The organism is Diaphorobacter sp. LI3 (assembly GCF_022807955.1).
In the GTDB taxonomy this organism is placed as follows: Bacteria; Pseudomonadota; Gammaproteobacteria; order Burkholderiales; family Burkholderiaceae_C; genus Diaphorobacter; species Diaphorobacter nitroreducens.
Genome location: NZ_CP094346.1, coordinates 4,132,226 through 4,148,479, shown reverse-complemented (window position 1 = coordinate 4,148,479; position 16,254 = coordinate 4,132,226). Strand labels below are relative to the sequence as shown.

The following is a 16,254-nucleotide window of genomic DNA, read 5'->3' as shown; positions in this document are numbered from 1 at the left end:
CGAAGTCAAGCGCAATGAAGCGACTTGTCCCAAGGTTTTCCAGTGCGCACCATGGCGTTGAGCGTGGTGAGCAACTTGCGCATGCAAGCGACCAGGGCGACCTTGGGCAACTTGCCAGCGGCCTTCAGACGCTCGTAGAAGGCCTTGATGGCCGGGTTGTAGCGGGTGGCCGTGAGCGTTGCCATGTACAGCACGCGGCGGATCTCGAAGCGCCCGCCTTGTACGCGCCGCCTGCCCTTGCTGCCGCCGGAGTCATTGGCCATGGGCGCCACGCCCACCAATGCAGCGATCTCGCGCCGGTTCAGCCGGCCCAGCTCTGGCAGCTCGGCAATCATCGTGGCACTGGCCACCGGGCCGACTCCCGCAGCCGACTGCAGCAGCGTGTCGAGCTCCCCAAAGTGCTCGCGCACATGCGTGACCATCTGCTCTTCGATCTCATCGAGCTGCGCCTTGATCGCCGCCTCGATGGCCTCGATGCTGGCGTGCAGCTTCTTGGGCGTGATCTGCAGCCGTTGGCGCTCCGAATGGAGCATGGTCAGCAACTGGCGCCTGCGCGTGACCAGGGCCGCGAGCCACTGCTGGCGCTCATCGGCCAGGGGGCGCAAGAAGCGCTGCAGATCGTCGCGGCGCAGCAGCACCGCTGCCAGCTCGGCCAGCGTGCGCGCATCCACCGCGTCGGTCTTGGCCAGGCGTCCCATGGATTTGGCGAAGTCGCGCGCCTGGCGCGGGTTGATGACCGCCACGGGCAGGCCTGTGGCCTGCAGGGCACACGCTAACGCGGCCTCGTAGCCGCCGGTGGCCTCCATCACCACCAGACCCACGTCCAGGGGCTGCAGGGCAGCCGCCAGCGCCGAGTGGCCTTCGGCATCGTTGTCAAACCGCTGGGCGCTGCTCTTGGCACCCAGCACACAGACATCCACGTGCGCCTTGGCCACGTCGATGCCCACCGTCACTGAGGTAACAGACATGATCTTCAGATCCCTTGCTTGTGCATGCGCGCTCAATCAAGGCGCGCGTAACCGTTCGGGCTTCACGAAGACCAGCGCGGCGGCCATGCGTTCTGTACTCAGTCACGGGCTCTATCACCCCAGCGCCTACCAAACTGCACGGGCCGGTCTGGCCGCCTCAACGGCGTTCAGACTCTACCGCGCTGGTCTGGTTTAAAGATACAAGCGCACCGTCCAGCCCGGCGCGCAGGGGACATTTCTCGCTGGTGGGGTTTGTTGCTATTGAAAATGTAGCTATCAGCGCTTGATGGGCAAGCGCTAGAGGCTAAATTCCTCGGTTTCCGATGCCGGGCCTCTGGGCGGGATGCGTGGTACGTGAGACCGCGTAAGGGATATTGTGAATAGATGTAACGGCAGGCCTGCCGTAGATTTCCAGACAGACCGGGACGACCCGGCGCACCCTTTTTCTGGAGACATGCATGGCCGCCGTTTCGCTTGCCCACCATTCCGTTGCCCGCCGGGTCACGCTGACCGCCCTGGGGCTTGTGGCCCTGGTGCTGGTGGGCGTGGGGCTGGCCCTGGCGGTTCTGACCGAACGCAGCACGCGGGCGCAGTTGGTGCAGAGCATTGGCGGCACCACCCAGGCCGTCGCCCATTCGCTGGATGCGGCGGACAACACCAACCGTGAGCTGGTCCAGGCCACCATGCGCGGCTTTCGCCGCTACTTCGAGGCCACCATGCAGCTCGACGAGGGCGCGGGGGAGCTGCGCAGCTTCGGCGCGCTGGTCAACGAGGACTACAGTGCGGTGGACAAGTTTGCCAACGAGACCGGCGGCGTGGCCACGGTGTTTGCGCGCAAGGGCGACGACTTCGTGCGCATCACCACCTCGGTGAAAGATGCGCAAGGCCAGCGCCAGCAGGGCACGCCGCTGGACCGTGCCGATCCTGCCTACGCGGCAGTCGCCAAGGGCGAGCCCTACACCGGCATCACCGTGGTCGCAGGCAAGCCCTACATGGGCCACTACCTGCCGGTCAAGGACACGGCAGGCAAGGTGGTGGCGCTGCTGTTCATCGGCAATGACGTCAGCATCTTCCACGCCATGCTGCAAAAGCAGGTGGAGCAGACGCGCTTTTTCGAGCACGGCGGCGTGTACGTGATCAACCCCGGCGCCGGGCTGGAGCAGGCCGGCTTCGTGTACCACCCCACGGCGCGGGGCCAGCGGGTGCTGGAGGCCTTCCCCCAGTCACGGGCGTTCTTCGAGGCGTTGGTGGCTGCGCCAGAGGGCTTCGTGCGCGACGCGGCGGCGGTGTATTCGCCCGGCGCGCAGGACCCTTGGGCGCTGCTGCGCAAGACACAGGGCGGATGGTGGGTGGTTGCCGAGGTGCCGGACGCCGAGGCCATGGCCGGCCAGCGCCACGTCACCTGGGCCGTGTGGGGATTGATGGCATTGGCCGTTGGCTTGCTGGGCGTGGGTCTGTTCGTGATGCTGCGCCGCGGCGTTAGCCAGCCGCTGACCGGGCTCACGCAGGCCATCACGCTCGTCGCGCAGGGCGACCTGACGCAGAGCTTCGAGACCACGCGGCGCGACGAGATCGGCACGCTGGTGCGGGAAGTGGAAGGCATGCGCCTGCGCTACGTGCAGATGCTGCAAGAGGTGCGCACGGCTGTGGACAGCATCGACACAGCCAGCGCCGAGATCGCCAGCGGCAACCAGGACCTGTCGGCACGCACGGAGGCCACTGCCGGCAGCCTGGCGCAGACGGCGCAGAGCATGGACCAGCTCACGGCCACCGTGCGCCAGTCCGCCGATGCGGCCCACCAGGCCAACCAGCTCGCGGCCTCCGCCGCGCAGGTGGCGGCCCGCGGCGGTCAGGTGGTGGGCGAGGTGGTGACCACCATGGACGACATCAACCAGAGCTCGCGCAAGATCGCCGACATCATCGGCGTGATCGACGGCATTGCCTTCCAGACCAACATCCTGGCGCTGAACGCCGCCGTGGAGGCCGCACGCGCCGGCGAACAGGGCCGCGGCTTTGCCGTGGTGGCGGGCGAGGTGCGCAGTCTGGCGGGCCGCAGCGCCGAGGCGGCGCGCGAGATCAAGCAGCTCATCCAGGCCTCGGTGGAGAAGGTGGAGACGGGCGCGCGCCTGGTGCAGGACGCCGGCAGCACCATGGGCGAGATCGTGGGCAGCGTGCAGCGCGTGGGCGACATCATTGGCGAGATCACGGCCGCAGCGTCTGAGCAGGCCGGCGGCATTGGCCAGGTCAACCAGGCCGTGGGCCAGCTGGACCAGATGACGCAGCAGAACGCCGCGCTGGTGGAGGAGTCCGCCGCCGCCGCGCACAGCCTGCGCGAGCAGGCGGCGCGCCTGGCCGCGGCCGTGCAGGTGTTCAGACTGGGGCCGGCCCTGGGCGACGCGTCCCTGATTGGGGCACCTGCGCATGCACCCGCGCCAATGGCTGAGGTGGCCGACCTGCGCGTGGGGGCCCTCGCGCTTACCTGAGTGCGGGCCTCGCCGGGGCGGGGCGGTTATCCTCGCGCGCTGCGCGCCTGGCCCGGGGCTCGCCCACCCTTGCCGTTTCCATGCCGTTCCTCGATGTGCCCACCATGCTGCTGATGACCGCGGCGGCTTCCCTCACCATGGCGGCATCCCTGGGCGCGGTGCGGCCGGGGCGCCGCGAGGGCATCAGCCTGTGGGCGCTGGGGCTGATGATGCACACCTCCACGTACGTGCTGTACGCCCTGCGCGGCCTGGTGTCCGACTGGGCCAGCATCGTCCTGGCCAACACGCTGCTGTCGGGCACGTTCGCCATGGTGCTGGCCGCCGTGCACCAGTTCCAGGGGCGGGCGTTGCCGTGGCGCCGCATGGCGGTGCCGGTCGCGGCGACAGCGCTGTTGTTTGCGTTCTTCATTGACGACTACCGCGCACGCATCGTCACGGCGGGCGTGGTGCCACCGCTGCAGCTGGGCATGGTGCTGTGGTCCCTGTGGCGCGAGCGGCCGGCTGCGTCCCTGCGCGGCGCGACGCTGCTCAGCGTGGGCCTGGTGATGGAGGTACTGCTGCTGGGGGTGCGCGGAATGCTCGCCGCCACGCGCGACATACCGGCCGAGGGGCTGATGCAGGGCAACGCCATGCAGTCCATCACCTTCATGGCGGCCTTCGTGGTGGTGATCCTGAGTTCGCTGGGCTTCATCCTCATGGGCAAGGACCGCTCCGATGCCGACAACCGCTATTTCGCCGCGCACGATGCGCTCACGGGGCTGGTCAACCGCCGTTCGCTCATCATGGCGCTGGAGCGCGATGTGGCACGCGCCGTGCGCCTGCGCGAGCCTTACGCGGTGATGCTGGTGGACATCGATCACTTCAAGTTCGTCAACGACAGCCATGGCCACCTGGCGGGCGACAGCGTGCTGCGCCATGTGGCGGACCTGCTGCGCACGCGCCTGCGGGCGCAGGACCTGGTGGGTCGCTACGGGGGTGAAGAATTCATGGTCCTGTTGCCGCACACCCCGCTCGGCGGGGCCCTGGAGCTTGCCGAGACGCTGCGCCGCGCCGTGGAGCGCTTGCCCTGTGTGGGCGGCGGCAAGGAGATACCGGTGACCGTGAGCATCGGCGTGTGCGGCGGGCCCCTGCAGCCCGCGGATGGCTGGGACAGGCTCGTTCAGGGGGCCGACGAGGCGCTGTATGCAGCCAAGCTCGCCGGGCGCAACCGGGTGGAGTCCACGGCGCTGGCGGCACCGCGCCCCGCGCCCGTACCGGCGGTGGACTAGGGCCTGTTCACACTATTTTTGCCAGATGCGTTGCGATCAAAAAGGGCCAGGCGCAAGGCGCCAAACGAAGCTGGGGTGCTACCCCAGCGAGGCTTGGCAACGCCGCGAATGGCCCTTTTTGATCGCAACCCGGAGGGAACGGAGTGAAAACCGCGCCACGCGTCGTTGCCCTCCTAGCCAAGGCCCCGGCCTTGGCGTCGTCACGCGCCTAGATTGGCGCGGTTTTCACGCCATTCGCACTGGCAAAAATAGTGTGAACAGGCCCTAATAGGGCGCCGTGCAGATCGCCGTCGCCGGGCGGCGGGTGTTGGCGTATCCTGCGCCTTTTGCGCACCGACAGAGGTTCCGCCATGAACGACCGCCTGCCCGCCGCCGCCCTGGATGCCGCACTCGCGCTGGAACGCGTGGGGCGGGTGTGGGACGAAGACATCCTGCGGCAGCTCACCGACTACATCCGCATTCCCGCCAAGTCGCCGGGCTTTGCGCCCGACTGGCGCGAACAGGGCCACCTGGAGACTGTGCTGCGCAACGCCGCGCAGTGGGTCGAGGCGCAAAAGGTGGCCGGCCTGCAGTTGGAGATCGTGCGCCTGCCGGGGCGCACTCCGGTGCTGTTCTTCGAGGTGGCGGCCACCCAGCCGCGGTCCACGCAGACCGTGCTGATGTATGGCCACTTGGACAAGCAGCCCGAATTCGAGGGTTGGCGCAGCGACCTGGGCCCGTGGACACCCAAGTACGAGGACGGCAAGCTCTACGGCCGGGGCGGCGCCGACGACGGCTACGCGGTCTACGCCAGCGTGGCCGCGGTGCAGGAGCTCAAGCGCCAGAACGTGCCGCACCCGCGCATCGTGGGCCTGATCGAGACCTGCGAGGAGAGCGGCTCCGCCGACCTGCTGCCTTACATCGACGCGCTGAAGACCCGCTTGGGCGACGTGGCGCTGGTAATCTGCCTGGACTCGGGCGCGGGCAACTACGACCAGCTGTGGCTCACCACCAGCCTGCGCGGCATGGCCAGCGGCACGCTCAAGGTCCAGATCCTCACCGAGGGGGTGCACTCGGGCGACTCATCGGGTCTGGTGCCGTCGTCGTTTCGCATCATGCGCCAGGTGCTCGACCGGCTGGAGGACTCGGCCACGGGCCGCCTGTTGCCTGCGCACTTCCACTGCGAGGTGCCACCCGACCGCCTGGCGCAGGCGCGGGCCACCGCCGCCATCCTGGGCGAGGAGGTCTACAAGCGTTTCCCCTGGGCGCATGCCGATTGCGGTGGCAGCACGGTGTTTGCCCTGCCCACCACCACCGACCCGGTACAGGCGCTGCTCAAGCGCACCTGGGAGCCCACGCTCAGCGTGACGGGCGCCGAGGGCTTCCCCGCCCTCAAGGATGCGGGCAACGTGCTGCGCCCCTACACGGCCTTCAAGCTGTCGTTGCGTCTGCCGCCGCTGGTGGACGCCGCCGCCTGCCTGCAGGAGATGAAGGCCGTGCTGGAGGACAACGCACCCTACCAGGCCAAGGTCACCTTCGCCCCCGATGGCGCGGCCAGCGGCTGGAACGCCCCGGCCATCACGCCGTGGTTCGAGCAGGCGCTCAACGCCGCGAGCCAGGCGCACTTCGGCGCGCCTTGCGGCTACATCGGCCAGGGCGGCACGATTCCGCTCATGAACATGCTGAGCCGCGGTTTCCCGACGGCGCAGATGATGGTCTGCGGCGTGCTCGGCCCCAAGAGCAATGCCCACGGCCCCAACGAGTTCCTGCACGTGCCCTACGCCAAGAAGCTCACCGCGGCCGTGGCGCAGGTGATCGCCAGCATGCCGGCCTGAAAACGCGCACGGCCATGGAGGAACTGAGCGAACCCACGCTGCGCCCCTTCACCGCCAGCGACGGTGAAAACCTCGCCGTACAGGACTGGCCGCTGCCCGCGCAGGAGCGCCGCGGCGCCGTGCTGCTGGTGCACGGCCTGGGCGAGCACGCGGGGCGCTACGAGGCTCTGGCCCAGCGCATGAACGGCTGGGGCTTCAGCGTGCGCGGCTACGACCACTACGGCCACGGCGACTCCGGCGGGCCGCGAGGCGGCCTCACCAGCGACCTGCGCCTGCTGGCCGACCTGGCGGACCTGGTGGACGCCACGCGCACGCGGCTGCGGCCCGGCGAGCCGCTGGTGCTGCTGGGCCACAGCATGGGCGGGCTGGTGGCGGCGAGCTTCGTGGCGCGGGGCGTGCGCCCCGTGGATGCGCTGGTGCTCTCGTCGCCCGCGCTGGCCACTTTCATGAACCCGCTGCAAAAGCTGCTGCTGGCCACGCTGCCCCGGCTGGTGCCCAACCTGCGCGTGGGCAACGGCCTGAACCCTGAACACCTGTCGCACGACCCGGCCGTGGTGGCCGCCTACCGGGCCGACCGGCGTTGCCACGACCGCATCAGCGCGCGGTTGGCTCGCTTCATTGCCGATGCCGGCCCCGCCACGCTGGCGCGCGCCGCGCGCTGGACGGTTCCTACGCTGCTGCTGTGGGGTGAGGACGACCGCATCGTCAATCCCGCGGGCAGCCGTGCCTTCGCGGCAGCGGCGCCCCCGGCCGTGGTGCATGCCCAGGGCTTTGCGGGGCTGTACCACGAGATCTTCAACGAGCGCGACGCGGCGCCCGTGTTCGCGCAACTGGAGTCGTGGCTGGAGCAGCGCTGCCCGGTGCGCCGGGCGCAGCCCGTGGCGGCTTGAGCCAAATCGGCCTGCGGCGCTTGTGTAGCAAGCGCTAGCAGCTACTTTTTTAGGAGCAAACCCGCCCTCAGTGCGCGAGCAGCACGCGGTTGCGCCCCAGGCGCTTGGCGCCGTAGAGGGCCGCGTCCGCGCGCTGCAGCAGCGCGGCGGTGCTCTCGCCGTGGGCCAGTTCCGCCAGCCCGACCGACACCGTCAGAGACAGCTGCATGCCGCCTGGCAGGGCCACGGGCGTGGCGGCCACGGTGGCGCGCACGCGCTCCAGCAGACGCGTGCCGTCCGCCGGGTGGGTATTGGCCATGAGCAGCAGGAACTCCTCGCCGCCCCAGCGCGCCAGGAGGTCGCTGGCCCGCACGCAGCCGTGCACCGTCTGCGCGAACGACTGCAGCGCCACGTCGCCGGCCGCATGGCCGTGCGTGTCGTTCACCGCCTTGAAATGGTCCAGGTCCAGCTGCGCCAGCAGCAGGGGCTGCCGGCTGCGCTGCGCGCGCGCATGCTCCAGCCGCATCATCTCCAGCATGCAGCGGCGGTTGGGCAGGCCTGTGAGCTCGTCGCGGATGGCCAGTTCGCGGATCTGCTCCACGGCGGCGGCCAGCTCGCGCTGTTGGCTGCGCAGACGGGCCCGCGCGCTGTGTACGCGCTTGGTGAGGAAGGTGCTGCTGGCCAACACCATCGCAATCATGACCAGGTAGGCCGCCGACAGCGCCGGGGGCTGGCTGTCGGGCGGCAGCCAACGCGGATGCCACCACTGCACCACGGCGCCCGCTGCACCAAAGGCCACCAGCCCGTAGAGCGCCACGCCCACCATCTGGCGGGGGGTGAGCCCGAAGACGCCGAACATCATGATGACCGCGAGAATGGGTGGCGCAATGCCGCGCGCGGGGCCGGCGATCACATAGGCCGCCGCGTTGCAGGCAATCGCATAGACGATCTGGAACAGCGTGAGCGACGGGTCGGCAAAGCGCCGGCTGGCGCCGCTGCGGATGAGCACGAACACCGTGGTGATGCCCGCGCCGCACGCCAGGGTCCACCAGTACACCGGCACGGGATCGGTCAGGCCTGCGGCGGCCACCAGGTGCATCGCCCCGATGCAGCCCAGCATCAGCAGCGCCGACACCCCCGCCATAGCCAGGCGGATGCGCTGATGGGGATCGGTCGTGATGAGTGCATCCAGCGTCCGCAGGGCGAGGCCGCGGCGGCCCGTGGCCTCCTGGTTCACGCAAGCTCCTTTTCTCAGAGGCGCGGGGCTGCGGACCGCGCACGCTGTGTGCACTGTAGGCGGCCCGCGCGCGGTCTGAGAATAGGTAGTTGCCGTGAGCTGTAGGTCTGGCCTGCCAGGGGGGGCGATGAGTTGTCCCGATGCCCTGTCGTGGGACGATGTTGCAGCCACTGCATCGCCTCCCGCCAGCTCTGCGGCGGCTGGCCGGGCAGCTACACCACGCAAGGGCCGGGCGCGGCCGCCAATGCCTGGCGCTCGAAGCTCGCGCGGTTCTCGACCAGCCAGTAGCGGCGGGGCGCCCGCACCTGAGCCGGCGCGCCAAACAGGCGCGTGGGCAGGCTGCACAGGTCGGCAGCCGCTACGTCGATGCAGCCCCCGGGGCATTCAGAGTGAGCGAGCCGCCCAGCCACAACAGCGGCGCGAAGCGGGCGTTGCCCAGCGCTTCCAGCCGCTGTGCGCGCGCAATGTCCAGCAGGGACTGCCATTGGCGTTCTGCCGCGTCGGCGCGCAGCCAGTCGCACAAAAGGGCCTGTTGGGCGGGGCGCAACGTTGGCAGGCTCGTCCACGGTGCGCCGTGCCGCGTACGGCGCCTGTGCCCGTTGGGTTGCGTGCGCGGGGCGGTCATGCGCTGAGGGGTTTGAGCTCCGGCACGCCGCGCCGCTTGGCCACGGCGATGGGCGGCGCCCAGCGGCTGCCGGCGGGCTTCTTGCTGGTCACGAGGGTGATCTCGGCGGGCTCGAACACCTCCAGGTTGTGCGTGATGGGCGTGGTCAGCACGTACTGCGCGCGCGTGCTGCGCAGGAAGTGGCCCACGAGCTGGATGTTGCGCACGTCCAGGTGGGCGAAGGGCTCGTCGATGAAGACGAAGCCGCCCGAGCCGCTTTCCTCGTCTTTCAGCAGGCCCACCAGCAGGATCAGCGACTTGATGACCTGCTGCCCGCCCGAGGCCTCGCCGTCGTTCAGCCCGATGCTGCCCTTGCCGTCGAAGGCGAAATGCACCTTCAGGCCCGCCTGGGCGAGCACGGTGTCGTCGTTCTCCAGCAGGGGGAGGTCGGCCGCCACTTCCACACCGGCCAGCTGGCCCAGCTCCTGGATGTTCTTGCGGTAGCGGCGCACCGTGCTGCGCAGCACCTCGATGTAGCTCTCGCGCGCGTTCAGCACCGCCGTGGCGGCCTGGGCGTTCTTGACCTGGTGGTCCGACAGGCTGGCCGCCTGCTCGCGCACCGTCACGTCCATGCGGCGGTGGCGTTCTTCCACGGTGGCGTCCTGCTCCCAGGTGCCTTGCTCCAGCTCCTGCTCCACGGCATGCAGGCGCAGCTTGGCCTGGGTGTCGTTCACGTATTCGTCGACCAGCGCGCCCATGGCGGCGGGCGTGATCCAGCGCGCCGGGAACTGCGCGCGCTGGGCCTGGCTGCGGGCCACGGCCCCCTGTTGCTGGCGGCGGCGCGCGCTCCACTCCTGCGCGGCGCGCTCGCTGTCGCCGCGCGCGCGCTGCAGCTGCGCCTCCAGGCGCTTGTGCTCGTCGTTGAAGGCGCGGTGGCGGTCGTGGGCGCGGGCGGATTCCTGCTCCAGGCGCTGCCACAGCTGGGCGGCGGCCACGCGCGCCTGCTTGGCGGCGGGCAACTGTTCGCGCGCCTGGCCAAACTCTTCGCAGCGGCGCGCCAGCTCCTCGGCGGCGCTGTGGCCTTCCAGGGCGCGGCGGGTGTCGGTGATCTGGCGCTTGAGGGCCATGAGCTGGTCCAGCACGGGTGCCAGCTGCGCATCGATGCGGGCCAGGTCGCGCTCGGCCGCGCTGCGGCGTGCCTGCACGGCGCTGGCGCCGAACTGGTGCTCATGCGCCTCCACCCACATGGAGCGCGCGCCGCGCCCGTCGTGCATGTAGGCCTGGGGCGTGATCCAGGTGCCGCCCAGCTTCTTGCCCTCGCGCGGGTCGGCCACGCAGCGCAGGTTCTGCAGTTGCTGCACCAGCCAGCGCGGCACGGGCGCGGTGAAGCGCACATGCTCCAGTAGCGTGCCGCTCTCGCCCTTCAGCGCCACGCTGCCCGGCTCGACGATGTAGTGGCGGTAGCGCTCGCGCTCGCCCAGCTCCCAGGCCTCGGCCAGGTCGTTGGCCTGGTCCAGCAGCACCACCCAGCGGTGGCCGCGCAGCACGCCCTCGATGGCGGCGCGCCAGCGCTCGTCCTGCACTTCCACGGTTTCGGCAACGAAGCGGTGGCCGATGCCGGCGTTGGCCAGTTGTTTGCGAAAGCGCAGCACCTCGGGCGGCAGCGGCGGCAGGCTCTGGCCTTCGAGCGCGGCGAGCTGCGCGGCGGCCAGCTTGCGCCGCTGGGTGAGTTGGCTGCGCTCGTCCTGCAGGGCCGATTCCTGGTCCTGCAACTGGGCCAGGTGGGCCTGCAATTCGTCGGCATTGCTGCCCTTGTCCACCAGCGCCAGCAGCTCCTGCTCGCGCTGGGCCAGCTTTTCCAGCGGGGCTTCGTGGCGTGTGGCCTCGTCCAGCTGCGTGCGCGCCTGGTCGCGCTCTGCGCGCAGCTGCTCGGCTTGCTGTTGCGCGCGCGTGCCTTCCTCCAGCAGGTGCAGCAGGCGCTTGTTCTGCACCGCCTGCTCCGCCAGGGCCGCGCGGTGCTGGGCCTTCTGGCGGCGCAACTCGCGCAATTGTTTGGTGAGCTGTTCGCGCTCGCCCCACCAGCCGAGCACGGGCAGCACCTCGGTGGCCAGGCGCTCGCGCTCGGCCAGGCGCATCTGCCAGGTCTTGTAGTTGGTCACGCGGTTGTGCAGTTCGGAGAGCTGCGCGCGGCTGTGGTCCAGCTCGCGCTCGGCCTGCGCCATCTCGCGCGCCAGCTGCTGCTGGTGCTCGCGCGCCTGGTCGTAGGCGTCCAGCACCTGCTGGTCGCCGAACACGTCGAACACCAGGCGCAGCAGCTCGCGCGGGCTGAATTCGCACAGCCGGTCGGTCTGGCCCTGCTCCAGCGAGAGCACGCGCGCAATCGCCGGCGACAGGCCGGCGGCGGCCAGCACGCGGCCCCAGGCCTCCACGCCCATGAAGCCCAGGTCCTTCTCGGGCATGTCCAGCAGCTGCTCGATGGAGACATCGCCCTCCACCAGGCAGTAGCGGCGCTGCCAGTCGCCCCCGTTCTTGTCGATGCGGCAGGCCAGCGTGACCTGGTCGCTGTAGAGCAGGCGGCGCGCAAACGGGCGGCTGGAGCTTTGCCGGCCCTGCGGCCGGTTGTCCACCACGGCGCGCAGCCAGGCGGTCTGCGCGCCGGCGTGGCGCGCATAGGTGCGGTAGTCGCGCGGGGCCGAGCAGCGCAGGCCCAGCAGGGTGCGCATGGCGTCCAGCAGCGTGGTCTTGCCCGAGCCGTTGGGGCCGGCAATCGTGATGATGGAGCCGTCCAGCGGCAGCGACACGCGCTGGCAGTAGTCCCAGTGAACGAGTTCCAGGGTTTGCAGGTGGAACATGGCGGTCAGTTCTCCTGCACCGTGGATGCTTCGTTATTCATAGCTGCTGGCGCTTGCTGTTCGGGCGTTAGAGGCTGATTTGGCTCGGATTCCGGCGCAGCCGCGCGCTCGCGCAGCAGTACGTCGGCCAGCGCACCGTCCAGGATGCGCGGGGCGAGCACGTCGTAGTCCAGCAGCACGTCCAGCAGCGGCCCCTCGGCGATCTCGTCCTGGCGGCGCAGGATGAAGCCATGGCGCTCCAGCAGCTTGAGGTTGGCGTCCAGGCGCAGCTTCTTGCCCAGCTGCGGGCCGTAGTCTTCCAGCAGCGCCTTGTACGACAGCACGGGGCTGGCCACGCTGGCCTGGGGCAGGGGCTTGGCGCCGGGGAAGAAGTCGTTCTGCCCCGCGTCGGCCTCCTGCACGCGGCTGGTCTGGCGCTCGCGCTTCGGTAAAACGATGAGCGCCCACAGCACGATGAGCAGCGCCTGCGCGTCGCGCGGCAGCTCCAGGTTGTTGTTGGCGTTCAGGCCGGACTCGCCCATCACTCCGTTCTGCGCGGCGCTCAAGAGGGCCACGCTCACGTGGTCGGCGTAGATGCTGTCCATCCAGCGCAGGCCGGATTGGGCCAGGCGCTGCTCCACCTGGGCAAAGAGTTCGGCATCGACCAGCGCGCGCTTCACACGCGGGTGGCTGCGGGGCAGCCAGCGGCGCGTGAGCAGCTCGGCGATCAGCAGGGCGGCGTCATCCATTCTTCACTTCCTCGGTGCCCTGGGGGCTGTCGGGTTCGGCCGGCACCAGCCGGCCACGGCTGAGCAGCTCCACCTGGTGGTGGTCCAGCGGCTCGGCCTGCGGCTGCCATTCGATGCGCCACGGCTGGCGCGCCAGCTCGCCCGTCAGGCCCGGCAGCACGGCGGCCTGCGGATCGCCCAGCAGGGGCATGAGCTGGGCCTTGTAGGCCAGCTGCGCGTAGCGCGTGGCGCCGGGGCGCGGGCCCAGCAGGGCCTCGGCCGCGGTGCGGGCGGTATCGGCATGGCCGCCGACGCGGGCCCATTCGGCGAGCAGCGCATTCAGGTCGCCCAGCTCGCGCGGCAGGGCCACGGCGGTCAGCGTGCCGGTCGGGGCGCTCTGCGCGCTGGGCAGGGCCTCGGCTAGCGCGGGCTGGGGGCGGTCGCGTTCGAACTCGGCCTCCACCACGTCCAGCAGCTCGTGCGGGGCCAGCGTGGCCAGTTGCGTGGGCTGGGCCACGGCGCCGTCCAGCAGGCGGTGCAACTGCGGCGCGGCCTGCAGCCAGCGCTTCACGTCGGTGCTGGTGATGCCGGTGGTGCCCAGCGTCACGCGCTGGCGGTCCACCTGCTGCAGCGCACGGTTGAACTGGCTGGCCATGGCCAGCAGGCGCGACTGCGCCTGGCCCAGGCCGCGCGCCGCGCGCTCCAGCAGCAGGTGGCCGTGGCTGTTGCCGATGATGGCGGTGATGGCGTCGGAGGCGCGGTCGATGAGCTGGGCTGCGCGGTCGTAGCGCTTGCGCGCCTCGCGCAGGCGGAACTCGGACCCGCTGGCGATGGCGTCGGCAAACTCGCCGTGCAGGCGCGCCAGCTGCGCCTGCAGCAGCTGCACCTGGCCGGCATCCACGCTGCCCAACTGGTTGGCGCCCACCACCTGGCCCAGCAGGGCGGCCAGTTCGCCGCCGTCGGCGTGGTCGTCCTCGGGCGCGGGGCTGGTCAGCGGTGCCAGCAGGCCGGCCACGCGCTGGGCCAGCGCGGGCAGGTGGTAGCTGCGCTGGGTCTCGTCCCAGGCCAGCAGGCCCACGTCGCGCAGGCGCTTGAGCACCGTCTCCAGCGCTTCGGGGCGCAGCGCGTGAAAGAGTTCGTCGATGCGTTCGCGCGGCAGTTGCGCGTCGCCCTGCGCCGCCAGTTGCAGGAACACCCACACGCGCAGCTGCACCAGCGCCGCGGGGCCGTGGAACAGGCCGCTCAGCGCCTGCGTGAGCGGCTGCTGGCGCGACAGGTGCCACAGCAGCGGGGAGTCCTGCGCGGTATCGTCAAAACTGTAGGCGTCGCGAAAGAAATCCGCGATGGCGCCCATGCCTAGGCCCATGCCTGCACTCACGCCGTTGTCCAGCGCGTCATCGCCGACCTGCGGCGCCAGGTCGTCCGGGGCCAGTGCGCGCATCAGGCCAGCCCCAGCAGCGCCAGCGCCGCCACCGAGGCAGTTTCCGCCCGCAGCACGCGCGCGCCCAGGCTGGCCGGCGCAAAGCCCTGGGCCAGCGCGGCGTCTTCCTCCTGCGCGGTCAGGCCGCCCTCGGGGCCGTGCAGCACCCAGACGGCGCCGCCCTGGGCCGCGGCTTCCCGCAGCGGGCGGCTGCCGCTGCGCAGCGACAGCAGCAGGCGCGCCGCGTCGGGGGCGAGTGCGTCGGCAGGGGGCTGGCGCAGCCAGTCGGCCAGGGACAGCGGCGCGTGCACGGAGGGCACGCGGTTGCGCCCGCATTGCTCGCAGGCCGCCACGGCAATCGCCTGCCAGTGCTGCTGGCGCTTGGCGGCGCGCTCGCCGGACAGCTTGAGCACGCTGCGTGCCGCGGCAATCGGCTGGATGCTCGCGGCACCCAGCTCGGTGGCCTTTTCCACCAGCCAGTCCATGCGCTCGTTGGCGGGCATGCCCACCACCAGGTGCACGGCGCGCGCGGCCTCGCGCTCCACGGCGCTGTGGCTGCCGACCTGCACCTGCACATCGCTGCGGCCCATGTGGGTGACGGTGGCGCTCCACTCGCCGCCCTCGCCGTTGAACAGCGTGACCGCGTCGCCCGGCTGCAGGCGCAGCACCTGCACATGGCGCGCGGCCGTCGGCGGCAGCGTGAGCTGCGCATCAGCGGCCAGGGGCAGGGGGCAGTGAAAACGGGGCATATCTTTCAAAAATAGTAGCTGCCAGCGCTTGATGGACAAGCGCTGGAGGCCGATTTGGCTTGTAAACCTAGACGCGCCCGAAGGCGTAGCCCATGGCGGCCTGAGTGCCTTCCAGTTCGTCCACCAGCCGCAGCAGCGGCGACAGCTCGCGGTAGCGGCCGGCCGTCTGGCGGATGTAGGCGATAAAGCGCGGCGCGTCGGCCAGGTACTTGGGCTTGCCGTCGCGCAGCGTCAGGCGCGCGAAGATGCCGGCCACCTTCAGGTGGCGCTGCAGCGCCATGAAGTCCACCGCGCGGTAGAAGTCGCCGAAGTCCGCACCCCAGCCGCTGCCGCTCGCGGCGCCGAGAATGCCCGCACGCCGGGCCTTCTCCCAGTAACGCACGGTAATGTCGATGACGAAGTCTTCTTCCCAGCTGATGAAGGCGTCGCGCATCAGGCTGGCGATGTCATAGGTCACGGGGCCGTAGACCGCGTCCTGGAAGTCCAGCACGCCCAGGCGCTCGTCCGCACCCACCATCAGGTTGCGCATCATGAAGTCGCGGTGCACGTACACGCTGGGGGCCGCCAGGTTCTGCGCCACGATGGCGTCGAAGGCGCGGGCCAGCGTGGTTTGCTGAGCGTCGGTCAGCGTGGCCTGGCGGTGGCGGGCGATGTACCAGTCGGGAAAGAGCTGCAGCTCGCGGCGCAGCAGCGGCTCGTCGTAGGCCGGCAGCACGCCGGGGCGCGAGGCGCGCTGCCAGTCGATGAGCAGGTCCACGGCCTGCAGGTACCAGGCGTGCGCGGCGGCCGGGTTGGCAGGGTCCAGGCGCTCGATGGCGGTCTGCGCGCCCAGGTCGGACAGCAGCATGAAGCCGTGCGCTTCGTCCCAGGCCAGGATCTGCGGCACGCGCAGGCCGGCGGCCTGCAGCAGCGCCTGCACCTGCACGAACGGGCGGCAGTCTTCCTTGTCGGGAGGCGCGTCCATGACGATGCAGCTGGTGCCATCAACGGCGTCCAGACGCAGGTAGCGGCGAAAGCTCGCGTCCGCCGACGCCGGGCGCAGGGACTCGCGCCGCAACTGGAGCGAGGCGGCCAGCGGGGCCAGCCAGGCGTTGAAGGCGGCTTGGCGGGCCGGGTCGGTCCAGTGCACGGCGCCCGTATGCACGGCGCCCGTATGCACGGCGCCCGTGGCCGGCTCGGATGTGCCCGCCGGAGTGGGGGAAGAGGGGTGGCTCATGGATAATCGGATTCTACAAACCCGGCCTTCCCCGGCGGGGTGGCCCGCGGTGCCCGTGCCTAGCGGC

General features: G+C 70.5%; 12 protein-coding genes. 4 read left to right on the top strand and 8 right to left on the bottom strand.

Translation table 11 applies throughout. From position 1 onward, the window contains the following. Positions 1-5 precede the first annotated feature (5 nt). Positions 6-968: an IS110 family transposase gene (locus MRB47_RS19320; protein ID WP_011804582.1), complete on the bottom strand. Its 963-nt coding sequence runs from the start codon at positions 966-968 to the stop codon at positions 6-8. Between the two features lie 458 nt (positions 969-1,426). Between MRB47_RS19320 and MRB47_RS19315 the strand changes: the two genes are divergently transcribed. From MRB47_RS19315 to MRB47_RS19300, 4 genes are all read left to right on the top strand, one after another. Continuing rightward, the gene (locus tag MRB47_RS19315) at positions 1,427-3,451 is read left to right on the top strand and encodes a methyl-accepting chemotaxis protein (RefSeq protein ID WP_252101512.1); all 2,025 of its coding nucleotides are present in this window, start codon (positions 1,427-1,429) and stop codon (positions 3,449-3,451) included. A gap of 80 nt (positions 3,452-3,531) precedes the next feature. Then, positions 3,532-4,719, top strand: coding sequence for a sensor domain-containing diguanylate cyclase (locus tag MRB47_RS19310; protein ID WP_252101511.1), 1,188 nt, complete (start codon positions 3,532-3,534; stop codon positions 4,717-4,719). 350 nt (positions 4,720-5,069) lie between these two features. Further along, the gene (locus tag MRB47_RS19305) at positions 5,070-6,533 is read left to right on the top strand and encodes a M20 family metallopeptidase (protein WP_015914685.1); all 1,464 of its coding nucleotides are present in this window, start codon (positions 5,070-5,072) and stop codon (positions 6,531-6,533) included. A 14-nt stretch (positions 6,534-6,547) separates the two neighbouring features. Further along, complete coding sequence (locus tag MRB47_RS19300; protein ID WP_252101510.1) at positions 6,548-7,423, top strand: alpha/beta hydrolase; 876 nt, start codon at positions 6,548-6,550, stop codon at positions 7,421-7,423. Between the two features lie 67 nt (positions 7,424-7,490). Here the strand turns inward: MRB47_RS19300 and MRB47_RS19295 are convergent, their stop codons facing one another. The 7 genes from MRB47_RS19295 to MRB47_RS19265 all read right to left on the bottom strand — a co-directional run bounded on the left by MRB47_RS19295 (position 7,491) and on the right by MRB47_RS19265 (position 16,187). Beyond that, positions 7,491-8,639 carry a GGDEF domain-containing protein gene (locus MRB47_RS19295; protein WP_252101509.1) on the bottom strand — a complete coding sequence of 383 codons (1,149 nt, stop codon included), beginning with the start codon at positions 8,637-8,639 and terminating at the stop codon, positions 7,491-7,493. A 358-nt stretch (positions 8,640-8,997) separates the two neighbouring features. Further along, positions 8,998-9,186: a hypothetical protein gene (locus MRB47_RS19290; RefSeq protein ID WP_252101508.1), complete on the bottom strand. Its 189-nt coding sequence runs from the start codon at positions 9,184-9,186 to the stop codon at positions 8,998-9,000. Between the two features lie 74 nt (positions 9,187-9,260). Further along, on the bottom strand, positions 9,261-12,095 hold the full coding sequence (locus MRB47_RS19285) for an ATP-binding protein (protein ID WP_252101507.1): 2,835 nt from the start codon (positions 12,093-12,095) through the stop codon (positions 9,261-9,263). 5 nt (positions 12,096-12,100) lie between these two features. Beyond that, on the bottom strand, positions 12,101-12,823 hold the full coding sequence (locus MRB47_RS19280) for a hypothetical protein (protein ID WP_011807193.1): 723 nt from the start codon (positions 12,821-12,823) through the stop codon (positions 12,101-12,103). Beyond that, on the bottom strand, positions 12,816-14,243 hold the full coding sequence (locus MRB47_RS19275) for a hypothetical protein (RefSeq protein WP_252101506.1): 1,428 nt from the start codon (positions 14,241-14,243) through the stop codon (positions 12,816-12,818). The genes MRB47_RS19280 and MRB47_RS19275 overlap by 8 nt, the downstream gene beginning before the upstream one ends. Beyond that, complete coding sequence (locus MRB47_RS19270) at positions 14,243-14,971, bottom strand: 16S rRNA (uracil(1498)-N(3))-methyltransferase (RefSeq protein ID WP_172209066.1); 729 nt, start codon at positions 14,969-14,971, stop codon at positions 14,243-14,245. Before MRB47_RS19270 ends, MRB47_RS19275 begins: the two co-directional genes overlap by 1 nt. A 67-nt stretch (positions 14,972-15,038) precedes the next feature. Then, on the bottom strand, positions 15,039-16,187 hold the full coding sequence (locus MRB47_RS19265; RefSeq protein ID WP_252101505.1) for an aminoglycoside phosphotransferase family protein: 1,149 nt from the start codon (positions 16,185-16,187) through the stop codon (positions 15,039-15,041). Between the last annotated feature and the right edge of the window lie 67 nt (positions 16,188-16,254).